At 34.1% G+C, this 15,539-nt stretch carries 21 protein-coding genes; 2 read left to right on the plus strand and 19 right to left on the minus strand.

Annotation, left to right across the window (positions count from 1 at the left end; translation table 11 throughout):
• Window positions 1–18 precede the first annotated feature (18 nt).
• From rpsH to rpsL, 19 genes are all read right to left on the minus strand, one after another.
• Window positions 19–417 carry a 30S ribosomal protein S8 gene (gene rpsH, locus WNY78_RS09245; RefSeq protein ID WP_040278731.1) on the minus strand — a complete coding sequence of 133 codons (399 nt, stop codon included), beginning with the start codon at window positions 415–417 and terminating at the stop codon, window positions 19–21.
• Window positions 418–519: 102 nt separating this feature from the next.
• Entirely contained in the window at window positions 520–789 is a 270-nt protein-coding gene (gene rpsN, locus WNY78_RS09250) for a 30S ribosomal protein S14 (RefSeq protein ID WP_055442873.1), read from the minus strand.
• Between the two features lie 3 nt (window positions 790–792).
• The gene (rplE, locus tag WNY78_RS09255; protein ID WP_342872919.1) at window positions 793–1,344 is read right to left on the minus strand and encodes a 50S ribosomal protein L5; all 552 of its coding nucleotides are present in this window, start codon (window positions 1,342–1,344) and stop codon (window positions 793–795) included.
• Window positions 1,345–1,346: 2 nt separating this feature from the next.
• Window positions 1,347–1,658, minus strand: a complete 312-nt coding sequence (gene rplX, locus WNY78_RS09260) for a 50S ribosomal protein L24 (RefSeq protein WP_342872920.1) — start codon at window positions 1,656–1,658, stop codon at window positions 1,347–1,349.
• Between the two features lie 11 nt (window positions 1,659–1,669).
• The gene (gene rplN / locus WNY78_RS09265; RefSeq protein ID WP_028871112.1) at window positions 1,670–2,038 is read right to left on the minus strand and encodes a 50S ribosomal protein L14; all 369 of its coding nucleotides are present in this window, start codon (window positions 2,036–2,038) and stop codon (window positions 1,670–1,672) included.
• A gap of 2 nt (window positions 2,039–2,040) precedes the next feature.
• Entirely contained in the window at window positions 2,041–2,298 is a 258-nt protein-coding gene (gene rpsQ / locus WNY78_RS09270) for a 30S ribosomal protein S17 (RefSeq protein WP_040278735.1), read from the minus strand.
• A gap of 18 nt (window positions 2,299–2,316) precedes the next feature.
• The gene (gene rpmC, locus WNY78_RS09275; protein ID WP_040278737.1) at window positions 2,317–2,508 is read right to left on the minus strand and encodes a 50S ribosomal protein L29; all 192 of its coding nucleotides are present in this window, start codon (window positions 2,506–2,508) and stop codon (window positions 2,317–2,319) included.
• 12 nt (window positions 2,509–2,520) lie between these two features.
• Window positions 2,521–2,940, minus strand: a complete 420-nt coding sequence (gene rplP / locus WNY78_RS09280; protein WP_342872921.1) for a 50S ribosomal protein L16 — start codon at window positions 2,938–2,940, stop codon at window positions 2,521–2,523.
• A gap of 19 nt (window positions 2,941–2,959) precedes the next feature.
• The gene (gene rpsC, locus WNY78_RS09285) at window positions 2,960–3,679 is read right to left on the minus strand and encodes a 30S ribosomal protein S3 (RefSeq protein ID WP_342872922.1); all 720 of its coding nucleotides are present in this window, start codon (window positions 3,677–3,679) and stop codon (window positions 2,960–2,962) included.
• 8 nt (window positions 3,680–3,687) lie between these two features.
• Window positions 3,688–4,095, minus strand: coding sequence for a 50S ribosomal protein L22 (gene rplV, locus WNY78_RS09290; protein ID WP_321225024.1), 408 nt, complete (start codon window positions 4,093–4,095; stop codon window positions 3,688–3,690).
• Between the two features lie 5 nt (window positions 4,096–4,100).
• On the minus strand, window positions 4,101–4,379 hold the full coding sequence (rpsS, locus tag WNY78_RS09295) for a 30S ribosomal protein S19 (RefSeq protein ID WP_028871106.1): 279 nt from the start codon (window positions 4,377–4,379) through the stop codon (window positions 4,101–4,103).
• 10 nt (window positions 4,380–4,389) lie between these two features.
• Complete coding sequence (rplB, locus tag WNY78_RS09300) at window positions 4,390–5,217, minus strand: 50S ribosomal protein L2 (protein ID WP_342872923.1); 828 nt, start codon at window positions 5,215–5,217, stop codon at window positions 4,390–4,392.
• A 10-nt stretch (window positions 5,218–5,227) separates the two neighbouring features.
• The gene (gene rplW / locus WNY78_RS09305; RefSeq protein WP_040278745.1) at window positions 5,228–5,518 is read right to left on the minus strand and encodes a 50S ribosomal protein L23; all 291 of its coding nucleotides are present in this window, start codon (window positions 5,516–5,518) and stop codon (window positions 5,228–5,230) included.
• A gap of 6 nt (window positions 5,519–5,524) precedes the next feature.
• A complete protein-coding gene (rplD, locus tag WNY78_RS09310; RefSeq protein ID WP_342872924.1) occupies window positions 5,525–6,154 on the minus strand; it encodes a 50S ribosomal protein L4 in 630 nt (209 codons plus the stop codon).
• Window positions 6,154–6,771, minus strand: coding sequence for a 50S ribosomal protein L3 (gene rplC / locus WNY78_RS09315; protein ID WP_342872925.1), 618 nt, complete (start codon window positions 6,769–6,771; stop codon window positions 6,154–6,156). Before rplC ends, rplD begins: the two co-directional genes overlap by 1 nt.
• A gap of 144 nt (window positions 6,772–6,915) precedes the next feature.
• A complete protein-coding gene (gene rpsJ / locus WNY78_RS09320) occupies window positions 6,916–7,221 on the minus strand; it encodes a 30S ribosomal protein S10 (protein ID WP_007650482.1) in 306 nt (101 codons plus the stop codon).
• Window positions 7,222–7,232: 11 nt separating this feature from the next.
• Entirely contained in the window at window positions 7,233–9,359 is a 2,127-nt protein-coding gene (gene fusA, locus WNY78_RS09325) for an elongation factor G (protein WP_342872926.1), read from the minus strand.
• 6 nt (window positions 9,360–9,365) lie between these two features.
• Window positions 9,366–9,842, minus strand: a complete 477-nt coding sequence (rpsG, locus tag WNY78_RS09330) for a 30S ribosomal protein S7 (RefSeq protein WP_028871100.1) — start codon at window positions 9,840–9,842, stop codon at window positions 9,366–9,368.
• Window positions 9,843–9,922: 80 nt separating this feature from the next.
• Window positions 9,923–10,297 (minus strand): 30S ribosomal protein S12, encoded by a 375-nt coding sequence (rpsL, locus tag WNY78_RS09335; protein WP_010181934.1) that lies wholly within the window; start codon window positions 10,295–10,297, stop codon window positions 9,923–9,925.
• Between the two features lie 325 nt (window positions 10,298–10,622).
• On the opposite strand from rpsL, the gene WNY78_RS09340 reads away from it, so the two are divergent.
• On the plus strand, window positions 10,623–12,311 hold the full coding sequence (locus tag WNY78_RS09340; protein ID WP_342872927.1) for a POTRA domain-containing protein: 1,689 nt from the start codon (window positions 10,623–10,625) through the stop codon (window positions 12,309–12,311).
• 117 nt (window positions 12,312–12,428) lie between these two features.
• On the plus strand, window positions 12,429–15,539 hold the full coding sequence (locus WNY78_RS09345) for a SusC/RagA family TonB-linked outer membrane protein (protein ID WP_342872928.1): 3,111 nt from the start codon (window positions 12,429–12,431) through the stop codon (window positions 15,537–15,539).

Here is a 15,539-nt window from a genome sequence, read left to right on the forward strand (position 1 = left end):
GTTCTTTCTGCTTTATTATTAGTAAACGTAACACAATACTTCACCGCCTACATTGTCTCTATGCGCTTGCTTACCTGTAATTACACCTTTTGATGTAGAAACAATTGCAATACCTAAACCGTTAAGGATTCTTGGCATTTCATTTGCTCCAGCATACTGACGTAAACCTGGTGTACTGATTCTTTGAATTTTTCTGATAACCGACTCTTTAGTTTCTTTGTTATACTTCAAAGCGATTTTAATTGTTCCTTGTACACTAGAATCGTCGAATTTATAACTTAAAATATATCCTTGATCGAATAATATTTTAGTCATTTCTTTTTTTAAGTTTGATGCAGGAATTTCAACAACTCTATGGTTGGCCTTCACTGCATTTCTGATTCTTGTTAAGTAATCAGCAATTGGATCTGTATTCATTTATATTAATTTGCGGTAGTGGTTTTCGAGCTTCCGTTTCTTCGGAATCGAACCTAAAACCAATTTATAATTATTTTTGAAATCGTTATAAAACGATTTTATTTACCATGATGCTTTTCTCACACCTGGAATCAAACCTTGGTTTGCCATCTCACGAAATGTTACACGTGAAATACCAAAAGTTCTCATGTAGCCTTTAGGTCTTCCTGTTAGTTTACATCTGTTGTGCATTCTAACTGGAGAAGCATTTTTTGGTAACTTTTGTAGTGCTTCATAATCTCCAGCTTCTTTCAAAGCTTTACGTTTTTCAGCATATTTAGCTACTGTATTTGCTCTTTTTACCTCACGGGCTTTCATTGATTCTTTAGCCATATCTTAGTTCTTTTGAAAAGGTAAACCCATTTCAGTTAATAACGATTTTGCTTCTTTATCTGTATCTGCAGATGTTACAAAAGTAATATCCATACCAGAGATTTTATTGATTTTATCAATATTTATTTCTGGAAAGATAATTTGTTCAACAACACCTAAGTTATAATTCCCTCTACCATCAAAACCTTTAGCTTTAATACCGTTGAAATCTCTAACTCGAGGTAATGCAGAAGTTACTAAACGATCTAAAAACTCATACATCTGTTCTCCTCTTAACGTAACTCTTACACCAATTGGCATACCTTTACGTAATTTGAAAGATGCAACATCCTTTTTAGATAATGTAGCAACAGCTTTTTGACCAGATATCATTGTTAATTCATCAATAGCATGATCAATTAATTTTTTATCAGCAACTGCAGCACCAACACCTTTAGATATAACTATCTTAGTAAGTTTAGGAACTTGCATTACGTTTTTATATCCGAATTCTTCTGTAAGAGCAGAAACTACTTTGTCCTTGTACTCTTGTTTTAATCTTGGAATATAAGTCATAACTATATTACTTCATTTGATTTTGTTGAAAATCTTACTTTCTTATCACCTTCCATTTTATAACTTACTCTTGTTGTTTCACCTTTCGATGTTAACAATGATAAATTAGATATATGCATTGGTGCTTCTTTTTCTACAATTCCACCTTGAGGGTTTTGCGCACTTGGTTTAGTATGTTTCTTAACCATGTTAACGCCTTCAATGATGGCTTTGTTTTTATCTTTTAATACTTTGATAACATTACCTTCTGTACCTTTATGGTCTCCAGCTATTACTCTAACAGTATCTCCTGATTTAATTTTAAACTTTGTCATTTTATTAGTCATTAAAGCACTTCTGGTGCTAATGATACAATTTTCATGAATTGTCTATCACGAAGTTCTCTAGCTACTGGTCCAAATACACGTGTTCCTCTCATTTCACCCGTTGGGTTTAAAAGTACACAAGCATTATCATCAAATCTAATATAAGATCCGTCTGGACGTCTCACTTCTTTTTTAGTACGAACAACTACTGCTGTTGATACTGCTCCTTTTTTAATGTTTCCATTAGGAGTAGCATCTTTTACTGAGACAACAATTTTATCTCCAATAGAAGCGTATCTTCTCTTTGTACCACCTAGAACACGGATAGTTAAAACTTCCTTTGCTCCAGTGTTATCAGCTACTTTTAATCTTGATTCTTGTTGTACCATAATTACTTCGCTCTTTCAATTATTTCTACTAATCTCCAACATTTTGATTTACTTAAAGGTCTTGTTTCCATGATCTTTACAGTATCTCCAATATTGCAATCGTTTGTTTCGTCATGAGCAACATATTTCTTTGTTTTCAAAACGAACTTTCCGTACATAGGGTGTTTTACTTTTTTAACTTCAGCAACCACAATTGATTTCTGCATTTTGTTACTAGTAACAATTCCTATACGTTCTTTTCTTAAATGTCTTTTTTCCATCTTTCAGCCAGAATACAATTACTGTATTTCTCTTTTAGTTAATTCTGTTGCAATTCGTGCTACTGAACGTCTAACGTTTCGTAACTGAATTGGATTATCTAATGGAGAGATTGCATGTGCCATTTTCAGGTCTGCATAACTCTTTTTAGTTTCACCAAGTTTCTCTTGTAACTCAGCTACTGATAATTCTTTAATTTCTGATTGTTTCATAATATCAATAAATTAAGCTTCGTAATCTCGAGCCATTAAAAACTTAGTTTTTACTGGTAACTTTTGTGCAGCTAATCTTAAGGCTTCCTTTGCAACTTCCATTGGCACTCCACCAACTTCAAATAAAATTCTTCCTGGTTTTACTACAGCTACCCAATATTCTACAGCACCTTTACCTTTACCCATACGAACCTCTAAAGGTTTTTTAGTAATTGGCTTGTCTGGAAATATCTTAATCCATAATTGACCTTCTCTCTTCATGTAACGAGTTGCAGCAATACGCGCAGCTTCGATTTGACGAGATGTCAAGAAATTTGAATCCATAGATTTTATACCAAACATACCATTGGAAAGTGTGTAACCTCTTCCGGTATTTCCTTTCATACGTCCTTTTTGGACTTTACGAAATTTTGTTCTTTTCGGTTGTAACATTTTTACTTTTCTTTAAAAATTACTTTCTACGACGAGATTTGTTATCACGACCGCGTCCTCCTGTTTTACCACCTTGTTTCTTAGACAAGCCAACTAATGGAGAAAGTTCTCTTTTTCCGTATACTTCACCTTTCATAATCCACACTTTAACACCTAATCTACCATAAGTAGTATGTGCCTCAACTAAAGCGTAATCAATGTCAGCTCTAAAAGTAGACAAAGGAATACGTCCTTCTTTATAGTGTTCACTACGTGCCATTTCAGCACCATTTAAACGACCACTAATTTGAATTTTTATTCCTTCAGCATTCATTCTGATTGCTGCAGCAATTGCCATTTTGATCGCACGTCTGTAAGAAATACGATTTTCAATTTGACGAGCTACGCTTGATCCTACTAAGAATGCATCAAGTTCAGGTCTCTTTATTTCAAAGATGTTTAACTGAACTTCTTTTCCAGTAATTTTCTTAAGCTCTTCTTTTAACTTGTCTACCTCTTGTCCACCTTTTCCGATAATAATACCAGGTCTAGCAGTAGTGATAGTAACGGTTACAAGTTTAAGCGTACGCTCAATAATAACTCTAGATACACTAGCTTTTGATAAACGAGCATGAATATACTTTCTGATTTTATCGTCTTCAGCAAGTTTATCACCATAATCATTTCCACCATACCAGTTAGATTCCCATCCTCTGATAATTCCTAAACGATTTCCGATTGGATTTGTCTTTTGTCCCATATCTCTATTTAAGCTTGTGTGTTATTTTTAGCTCCAATCACAACTGTAACGTGATTAGATCTTTTTCTTATTCTGTGTGCACGACCTTGAGGTGCTGGACGTAATCTCTTTAACATCGATCCTCCATCAACTCTAATCTCTTGTACAAATAAATCTGCTTCTTCAATATCAGCATCTTCGTTTTTAGCTTGCCAGTTAGCAATTGCTGATAACAACAATTTCTCTAAGCGTCTAGACGCTTCTTTAGAGCTAAATCTTAATATTTGTAATGCTTTTTCAGCTTCTTTTCCTCTTACCAAATCTGCAACTAAACGCATTTTTCTTGGTGAGGTAGGACAGTTATTTAATTTTGCAAATGCAACTTTCTTTCTGTCTTCCTTAATAGCGTCTGCCATTTGTTTTTTACGACTTCCCATAGCTACTATTTTTTACCTTTATTTTTTGCACCTGCGTGACCTCTAAAAGATCGTGTTGGTGAAAATTCTCCTAATTTATGACCTACCATATTTTCAGTTACATAAACTGGTACAAATTGGCGTCCGTTGTGAACTGCAATAGTTTGTCCAACAAAATCTGGAGAAATCATAGAGGCTCTAGACCACGTTTTGATTACCGTCTTTTTGTTAGATGCTACATTAGCATCAACTTTTTTACTCAATTTATAATGGATGTAAGGTCCTTTTTTTAATGAACGTGCCATATTATCTTAATTATTTCTTTCTACGTTCTACAATATACTTATTACTCGCTTTTGTTTTAGAACGTGTTCTAAATCCTTTAGCTGGAATACCATTTCTAGATCTTGGGTGTCCACCTGAAGATTTACCTTCACCACCACCCATTGGGTGATCAACTGGATTCATTACCACTGGTCTTACTCTTGGTCTTCTACCTAACCATCTACTTCTACCTGCTTTACCAGATACAGTTAATTGATGATCAGAATTAGAAATAACTCCAATTGTAGCTAAACAATCTGAAAGAATCATTCTTGTTTCTCCAGATGGTAACTTTACTGTTGCAAACTTACCGTCTCTTGCCATTAACTGAGCAAATGCTCCTGCACTTCTTGCCATTACTGCTCCTTGTCCAGGACGTAATTCAATACAAGAAATTATAGTACCTAAAGGTATTTCGCTTAATGGCATAGCATTACCAATTTCTGGTGCTACTCCTTCTCTTCCAGAAACTACATTTTGCCCAACTTGTAAACCATTTTGTGCAATGATGTAACGCTTTTCACCATCTTGATAATTCAATAATGCGATAAAAGCTGTTCTGTTTGGATCGTATTGAATAGAAGCTACTTCACCAGGAACTCCTGCTTTGTCTCTTTTAAAATCGATAATACGATACTTTCTTTTATGACCTCCACCAATTTGGCGCATTGTCATTTTTCCTCGATTGTTTCTACCACCAGACCTTTTATTCGGTACGAGTAAACTCTTTTCCGGCTTATCAGTAGTTATGGCATCGAATCCATTTACTACTCTAAATCGCTGAGCTGATGTGATTGGTTTTAATTTTCTTACTGACATTCTTGTCTAATTACATGTTAGTGTATAAATCAATTACTTCACCTTCCGCCAGTTGTACAATTGCTTTTTTAACAGCATTTGTTTTACCATGTTGAATACCAGTTTTTGTAAACTTAGTACTACGATCTGGACGGACATTTATAGTACGAACTTTTTCAACAGAGACACCATAAGCAGCTTCAACTGCTTTTTTGATTTCTACCTTGTTCGCCTTGGTGTTCACTTGAAACGTAAAGCAGTTATTCAACTCACTATTAGTTGTCGCTTTTTCAGTGATGATAGGTTTAATTAAGATACTCATTGTCTTCTATTTACTTAAGTTCGATTCAATTCCTTCTAAAGAACTCTCTAGAAGAATTAATTTATTTGCGTTTAAAATTTTATAAGTGCTTAATTCTGAGTTCATTACAACTTCAGCGCCTTTAAAATTTCGTGATGACAAATATACATTATTATTTGACGCACCCAACACAAACAAAGATTTTTTGTTTTGTACATCTAGTGCTTTCAATACAGCTGTAAAGTTTTTCGTCTTTGGAGCCTCAAAATTGAAGTCTTCTAAAACAACGATATCCTTATCATTAGCTTTCATAGTTAACGCTGATTTACGTGCTAAACGTTTCAGGTTTTTATTCAGCTTAATGCTGTAATTTCTTGGTCTTGGTCCGAACATACGTCCACCACCTCTAAATACACCAGATTTAATACTACCTGCTCTTGCAGTACCAGTACCTTTTTGTTTTTTAATCTTACGTGTACTTCCAGAAATTTCTGCTCTTTCTTTTGCCTTGTGCGTTCCTTGACGTTGGTTAGCAAGATATTGCTTAACATCTAAGTAAACTGCATGATTATTAGGCTCAATAGCGAACACATCTTTAGAAAGGTCTACCTTTCTACCTGTGTCTTTTCCGTTTATATCTAAAACTGCTACTTTCATTACTTTTGAATAATTACATAAGAGTTTTTGTGTCCTGGAACACATCCTTTAACCACAATTAAGTTCTTTTCAGCAACTACTTTGTAGACTCTTAAATTTTCAACATTCACTCTTTCGCCACCCATTCGTCCTGCCATTTTCATTCCTTTAAATACTCTCGCAGGATATGAAGCAGCACCAATAGAACCTGGAGCTCTTAAACGGTTGTGTTGACCATGCGTTGCTTGTCCAACTCCACCAAATCCATGACGTTTTACAACACCTTGGAAACCTTTACCTTTAGAAGTTCCTGCAACATCAACAAACTCACCTTCTATAAAGTGCTCTACTGTTATTGCATCTCCTAATTTGTAATCTCCCTCAAATCCTTGAAATTCCGCGACTTTTCTCTTAACAGAAGTACCAGCTTTTTTGGCGTGACCAATTTCAGCTTTAGTAGCACTTTTCTCTGTCTTGTCATCGAAACCAAGTTGAAGGGCACTGTACCCGTCGACCTCTTCGGTTCTGACTTGGGTAACGATACATGGTCCAGCTTCGATTACTGTACAAGGAATATTCTTCCCGTTTTCATCGAAAATGCTGGTCATACCGATCTTTTTTCCTATTAACCCAGACATAATTATTAATTTATTTATTATTACTATTTATTAAAAACTCAAGGCCGAAAATACATTCGACCTTGAATTGTATTTTTACCGTTTTTCCTTTGCACGCAGCTCAGGACATGTTTTCGCTTTTATCAATTAAGCGATAAGATTCACTTACACTTTAATCTCTACTTCAACTCCACTTGGTAATTCAAGTTTCATTAACGCATCAATTGTTTTAGAAGATGAAGAGTATATATCAAGTAATCTCTTGTATGAGCTTAGTTGAAATTGTTCTCTAGACTTCTTATTTACGTGTGGTGAACGTAATACAGTGAAAATCTTTTTGTGTGTTGGTAATGGAATTGGTCCAGTTACTACAGCACCAGTACTTTTTACTGTTTTTACAATCTTATCAGCAGACTTGTCTACTAAATTGTGATCGTAAGATTTTAATTTTATTCTGATTTTTTGACTCATTTTATTAAGATTTACGATTCAACTCCTTTAGCTGCTGCAATAACTTCCTCTGAAATATTTTTAGGAGTTTCTGCATAGTGTGAAAATTCCATTGTTGATGTTGCACGACCTGAAGATAATGTTCTTAAAGTGGTTACATAACCGAACATTTCAGAAAGTGGTACAGTAGCTTTTACGGTTTTTGCTCCAGCTCTGTCACCCATACCTTCCATCATACCTCTTCTTCTATTTAAATCACCTACTATATCACCCATATTCTCTTCAGGTGTAATCACCTCAAGTTTCATAATAGGTTCCATAATAACTGCTTTCGCAGCTCTAGCACAGTTTTTAAACCCTAACTTAGCAGCTAATTCAAAAGATAATTGATCAGAATCCACATCGTGGTATGACCCATCTCTTAAAGTCACTTTCATAGAATCAATTTCGTAACCTGCTAATGGTCCATTTATCATTGCTTGCTTAAATCCTTTTTCTATTGAAGGGATAAATTCCTTAGGAACGTTACCACCTTTAATTACAGATTCAAACTGTAAACCTACTACACCTTCATCTGCTGGTTCTACCGTAAATACGATATCAGCAAATTTACCACGACCACCAGACTGTTTCTTATAAACTTCTCTATGATCTGCAGAAGCAGTAATAGCTTCTTTATATTCAACTTGTGGTTGACCTTGGTTAACCTCAACTTTAAATTCTCTTCTTAAACGATCAACAATTACATCTAAATGAAGTTCTCCCATTCCAGAAATAATAGTCTGTCCTGAAGCTTCATCTGAACGTACTGTAAATGTCGGATCTTCTTCAGCTAATTTAGCTAAACCGATTCCTAATTTATCAACATCAGCTTTTGTCTTAGGCTCAACCGCAATACCAATAACTGGGTCTGGAAAATCCATAGATTCTAAAACGATAGGATGATCTTGATCTGTTAATGTATCTCCTGTTTTGATAGATTTAAATCCAACAGCAGCTCCAATATCTCCAGCTTCGATATAATCAATTGCATTTTGCTTATTAGCATGCATTTGATAAATACGAGAGATACGCTCTTTCTTACCAGAACGATTATTTAACACATAAGAACCTGCATCTAAACGACCAGAATAAGCTCTAAAGAATGCTAAACGTCCTACGAAAGGATCTGTAGCAATCTTAAATGCTAATGCAGCAAACGGCTCATCAACACTTGGCTTACGAATTTCTTCTTTTTCAGTATCAGGATTCATTCCTTTAATACCTTCCTTATCCATTGGAGAAGGCAAGTAACGACAAACAGCATCTAATAAAAACTGTACACCTTTATTTTTAAACGCAGATCCACAAATCATAGGAATGATAGCCATATCCATAACAGCAGCTCTAAGTGCAGCGTGCACTTCGTCTTCAGTTATAGAATTTTCATCTTCCATGAATTTTTCTAATAAATTCTCATCGTAACTAGCTACTTCTTCAATAAGTAGTGCTCTATATTTTCTAGCTTCAGCTTTAAGCTCTTCTGGTATTTCAATAACGTCAAAAGTTGCCCCTTGCGTTTCATCATGCCAAACAATAGCTCTGTTCTTAACTAAATCTATAATACCTTTAAAGTCTTCTTCATCACCAATGTTTAAAACGATTGGCACAGCATTAGACTTCAACATATCTTTTACTTGTTGACAAACACCTAAAAAGTCAGATCCTTGACGGTCCATTTTATTAACGAAACCAATTCTAGGCACTTTATAGTTATCTGCAAGTCTCCAGTTAGTTTCAGATTGTGGCTCAACACCATCAACTGCACTAAATAAGAATACTAAACCATCTAATACACGTAATGATCTATTTACCTCTACAGTAAAATCAACGTGACCAGGAGTATCAATAATATTAAAGTGATATCCTTTTGTATCAGGAGTTGGCTTTGCATTTTCTAATGGAAATTGCCATGTACAAGTTGTTGCAGCAGAAGTAATTGTAATACCTCTTTCTTGCTCCTGCTCCATCCAGTCCATTGTTGCAGCACCATCATGTACTTCACCAATTTTGTGAGAAACACCTGTATAATAAAGAACACGTTCTGTAGTCGTAGTTTTTCCTGCATCAATATGCGCAGCAATACCTATATTTCTTGTGTATTTTAAATCTCTTGCCATATCTTATTAAAATCTAAAGTGAGAGAATGCCTTATTTGCTTCTGCCATTTTGTGAGTATCAACTCTCTTTTTAACAGCCGCTCCTTCTTCTTTAGCTGCAGCTAAAACTTCAGCAGCTAATTTTTGTGGCATAGATTTTTCATTTCTTTTTCTTGAGTAACTAATCAACCATTTCATAGCTGTAGATACTTTACGATCTGGACGAATTTGCATTGGAATTTGAAATGTTGCTCCACCTACTCTACGACTACGTACTTCTACGTGAGGCATAACGTTAGATAAGGCATCTTTCCAGATTTCTAAAGCTGTTTTTTCTTCGTCTGTTTTTTTTGCTTCTACAATATCAATTGCATCATAGAATACTTTAAAAGCGACAGACTTCTTACCATCCCACATCATCATATTAACGAAACGAGTTACTAACTGGTCGTTAAATTTTGGATCTGGTAAAAGCGGTCTCTTTTTTGCTGCTCTTTTTCTCATGTCTTCTTTTTGAGTGTTTAGTTGTTTGTTGTTAGTTATTAATGCTTTCCGCACTCATAACCGATAACTCTTAACTTGTTTTACTTCTTAGGGCGTTTTGCACCATACTTAGATCTACGTTGTGTTCTACCTGCAACACCTGCTGTGTCTAAGGCACCACGAACGATGTGATATCTAACTCCTGGCAAATCTTTTACCCTTCCACCTCTAACCAATACTATCGAGTGCTCTTGTAAATTGTGTCCTTCACCACCGATGTATGCATTAACCTCTTTTCCGTTTGTTAAACGAACCCTTGCTACCTTACGCATTGCTGAGTTTGGTTTCTTAGGTGTCGTTGTATAAACACGAGTACACACACCACGTCTTTGTGGACACGAATCTAAAGCAGCCGATTTACTCTTCTTGGTTATTTTGGCTCTTCCTTTTCGTACTAATTGTGAAATTGTTGGCATATATTTCTATATAATTTTTATTAAATCCTCTCTTTAGAGGGCTGCAAAGGTAGAAATAAATATCTATTATTCAAACACCGAACGATTAATTTTAGAAAGTTTTTTTATACGCAGTTAAACTATTACGATATTAATATTAAATTGAATACAATAAAACACACTTTTTTACTTTATATCTCAACAGAAAAACAGACCTTAACGTAAACTATACGCTACTTTAATATTTATACTAAAGAAAAAAATTATCATTTTCTTTAATAGCAAATTCATGATTTGTATGGTATTGATACTAATTTTGCGTTAGATTTGAATAATAGAATTTTTGATGCCAAAAATAAAACACCTTTTTATTGCACTCCTATTTTTAATGTGTATCACATATAGTAATGGTCAAAACTTAAACCTTACATGTATTGGTTCTTCGGAAAATGAAACGGAAACGATAGATTCTATAGGTTACAAAAAAACGTTTCAAGATTATTCTTCAATAGCGGCCGAAGTCGCTGAACTGAAAAAAAAATTAATCAGAGTAGGCTTTATAGAAACCGAGCAACTTAGCTTCACTAAACAGACCGATTCTTCTTATCTGGCACATTTCAGTATAAAAAATAAATATGAATCTATTACTATTTCGCATAATGATTTGGTGAGTTTACCTATTTTAAAGTTGACTGGATTTTTAGACAAAAAAAATGATTTAATTATTCCTATTGAACATGTTGAATCTACTTTGAGTTTTATTAACACGCAAATGGCCAATCAAGGAAATCCCTTTAGTTCATTAATTGTTACTGATATCGAAAAGATGGACACTAAAAATTTAAAAGGCTCACTAACTGTTTCTAAATTAAACTCTAGAACTATAGATAAACTTGTTTTGAAAGGTTATGAAAAATTCCCTAAGTCCTTTATTAAACGGTATCTAAAAATTAAAACCGGACAAACCTTTAGCTTAGATAAAATTAAACAAAAGACAAGGGCGTTTAACGATTTACCTTTTGCTAATCAAAAAAGAGATCCTGAAGTACTTTTCTCTCAAGATTCTACCATATTATATATGTACATAGAAAAATCTAGGAGCAACACCTTTGATGGCTTCTTAGGGTTTGGTACTAATGAGACAACAAACAAGATTGAATTTGATGGGTATTTGGATTTGAATTTGACAAATAATTTGAATTATGGAGAATCTTTAAAACTTTTATATAAGAGCGATGAAAGTGAACAGCAGACTTTTGATTTAAGATTAAAAGCGCCTTATATATTTAACACTCCTGTTGGCATCGATTTGAATTTGAATATTTTTAAAAGAGATTCATCATTTGTTACGGTGACTCAAGCCGCTAAATTAAATTATCAAATTAATAGCAAACATGTTATTTCTGGTGGAATATCATCTGTTCAATCTACAGACCTACTCGACCTTCCATCTGCATTAATTACAGATTTCACTTCTAATCAATACTTTATTAATTACACATTTACAGAGCGTCAAAATTATAATCTTCTTTTTCCTGTAAATTTTTTGTTTGATATCTCTACTGGCTTCGGAAATAGAACTTATGAAAACATCGATGAAAAACAATCTAATTTTTATATCAATACATTTAAAATCTTTAACCTTAATGATAAGAATAGTATCTACGGCAGAATAAGCTCTAACTACTTAATCTCTGACACTTATTTAGAAAACGAACTACCTCGCTTTGGTGGTATAAACTCTATTCGCGGATTTGAAGAAAATAGTTTAATCGCAAATTTATATGCGGTTCTTAATACAGAGTATAGATATAAACTCAATAACTCTATTTATGTACATTCTGTTATTGACGCTGCTTATTTTGAAAATCAGTTGGCTAATCAAAAAGAAAAACTCTTCGGGTTTGGATTTGGATTTGGACTTATTACTAAAGCTGGATTATTTCGATTTAATTATACTAGTGGTAAAACCGAAAATCAAAAATTCAAATTATCTGATTCTAAAATTCACTTGAGTCTGACTACTACATTTTGATTTATATGGTCGCAAAATGTGTTATTCAATAATTTAACAAAAAACACCCACATATTATTGGTTTCTTAACTTTTTATTTAGAACTTTGAAAGAAGACCAATTTAATTACTCACAAATATGAAAAAAACTCTCAGTAAAGCGCTAACACTATTACTCTTGTTAGCTGTGCAACTTACGCTTGCACAAGAAAAAACAATTACTGGAACAGTGACAGATCAATCTGCTGTACCTCTTCCAGGAGTCAACATTATTGTTAAAGGTACCTCAACAGGTACACAAACGAACTTTGATGGTGTTTATACTATTAAAAGTAACGTTGGAGATATTTTGATATTCTCTTATGTTGGTTTGAAAACACAAGAAATCAAAGTTGGTGAATCTAATACAATAGACGTTACAATGCTAGAAGATGCAGATGCATTAGACGAAGTCATTGTAACTGCAGTGGGTATTAAAAGAAAGCCCGATGAAATTACTACTGCCTATGAAAATCTTAAGGCAGAAGAAATCACGTCGGCAAATAATCCAGATGCAGTTCAATCTTTAGCTGGTAAAGTTTCAGGTTTACAGATTAACACAACCAATACAGGTGTGAATCCTTCTACAACTATTAGATTGAGAGGGACACGATCACTCTCTGGATCAAATTCTGCTCTTATTGTGATTGACAATGTTATTTCTTCGGCAACAATATTGTCTGATTTAGACCCTGAAATTATAGAATCTATCAACATTATAAAAGGACCTAATGGAGCTGCTCTCTATGGATCTCGTGGAGGAAATGGTGTTATCATTGTAACCACAAAAAAAGGAACAAAAAATCAAGGCAAACTTAATATCTCGTATTCTACTACACTTACTTTAGAAGATATTGGCTTTTTGCCACAATTACAAGATAGATATGGTAAAGGATATTGGGGAGAAATTGATGCCTTTGATCAAGGGTCTTGGGGACCAGAATATGATGGTTCTATTCAACCAGTAGGTTTACCTTACCCAACAGTTAATGACTACACATATAGTACCTATGAATTTAAAAAGGATAATATGAAAGACTTTTTTAACACAGGTACAACCATTCAAAATACTTTGACGCTTTCAGGTGGAGATAGTGAAGGTTTTTATTCTCTTACGGCAAATAGAAGAAATACAGATGGTCTAATACCAGATGACAACTACAAAAAAGACTTTTTTGCATTGAGTGCAGGAAAGACATTTGGTAAATTTTCTATGTCTGGAAATATTCGTTTTACTAATGAAGATCAAAATGTTGCAAGTACAATTTTTGATAACAACGGAAATGTTCGCCTCAGTGGAGTTTATACAGAATTAGCACAATTACCTAGTGATATAGATGTTACAGAGTTTAACTCTGGAAGTAATAGTGATCACTGGACTGCCTTTGGTAATAGTCCGTATTGGGTTAAAGATAATCAAAGATCACTTTCTGAAAATACAAGGTCAGATTTATCTGCAGAACTATCTTACCAATTCAATGACAACATTAGCGCAGTACTAAGAAGTAATGTTGTTACAAATAGTGGAAAAGGCTTTACATATGCAAATGCATACGTATCTGAATACACTGTAACTGGAGATAGTAGAGATATTCAATCCTCTTTAAGTGTAACAAGTAACAACTCTAGAACACTATACACAGATTTAATTGCAAATTTCAATTATCAATTAACTGAAGACATTGAATTAAAATCATTAGTTGGTTTTAATAGTACAGAAAGTAGAGGGTTCTCTCTAACAACAGCAGGAGATATCCTAACCCTACCTGGATTATATACCGTAGAAAATATCTCTAGTGGTGTTTCTGTTTCCGATTTTAGCTCAATTAGTAGGCAACAAGGTATTTTTGCTAATATAGATTTAAGCTATAAAGATTATTTATTTTTAAATTTAACTGGACGTCAAGAATGGGATTCTAGATTACAATCTGCTGGTAGAAAAATTGGAGACATTGGTTTTTTCTACTATTCAGTAGGAGCCTCATTTATACCTACAAAAGCTTTTCCAGACATTAAGTCTGACTTTTTACACAGAATGAAAATATCTGGTGGTTATGTTAAAACTGCTAACATTTCAGCATTAGGATCACATGATTTATTTGATACAGGTTTTAGACCTGCTGCATTTCCATATCCTGGTGGAGTTAACTCTTTTATTATTCCTTCATCAACTTTTGATAATGCAATTGAGCCTGAATTCATTAACACCTTAGAAGCTAATCTAAATTTAGAACTGCTGAAGCGTGGTGGAATTCCCAGAATTACGCTAGATGGTAGTTATTCTTTCTACACCAATGACAATCAAATTTTAAGTGCTTCAGTATCATCTGCTACCAGCGTATTTAGTGCAGGTATCAATGTAGGTGAAACTCAAACAAATGCTTATGAAGTTGATTTAGGTTTAACTCCTATTAAAACAGATGATTTAAGATGGAACTTAAACTTTGGCTATGCATCTCAAGAAACAATAGCTACAAAAATTACTGATGATGCAGATATTCTTGGTAGTGGTTCTCCTGGAATTTATGCCATCCAAGGACAAGAATTCCCTTTAATTAGAGGTAGTGCTTATGAAAGAGACGAAGAAGGTAGAGTCGTTTTAAATCCTGATGGTTCACCTAGAACAGCGTCTGGATTAAAAGTACTTGGTAAAACAACTCCAGATTATATTTTAAATTTTGGAACAGATATTACCTACAAAGGGTTTAGACTAAGTGCTGTTGCAGATTTTAGAACAGGACATGTGTTCTACTCTGGAATTTACAATAACTTAACTGGACAAGGTCGTAGTTTTATTACTGCGGAAAATGGAAGAGGACACTTTATTTTTCCTAACTCCACAGTTATAGGATCAGGAACAACAAATACTACGGTACTAACAGGACCATCTTATGGAGGACCAACAGCTTATGCACAATACCAATCTTTTGTTCAAAGTGGAGATTTCACTGGAGTAGATGAAAACTTTGTACTTGACGCTACTGCATTAAAACTTAGGGAAGTTGCTCTTAGCTATGCGTTACCTAGTAAAGTTTTAGAAAACACATTTATTCAAGGTTTATCAATTGGTATCAGTGGAAGAAATTTACTTGTAGTACTTCCTAAAGAAAATAGAGGATACAATGATCCTGAAATTGGATCTGGAATAGGTGGATACGGTCAAACGCCTCCAACTAAATTTTATTCAATGAATGTAAAACTTAACTTTTAA

Origin of the sequence: Psychroserpens sp. AS72 (assembly GCF_038900375.1) — a bacterium.
In the GTDB taxonomy this organism is placed as follows: domain Bacteria; phylum Bacteroidota; class Bacteroidia; order Flavobacteriales; family Flavobacteriaceae; genus Psychroserpens.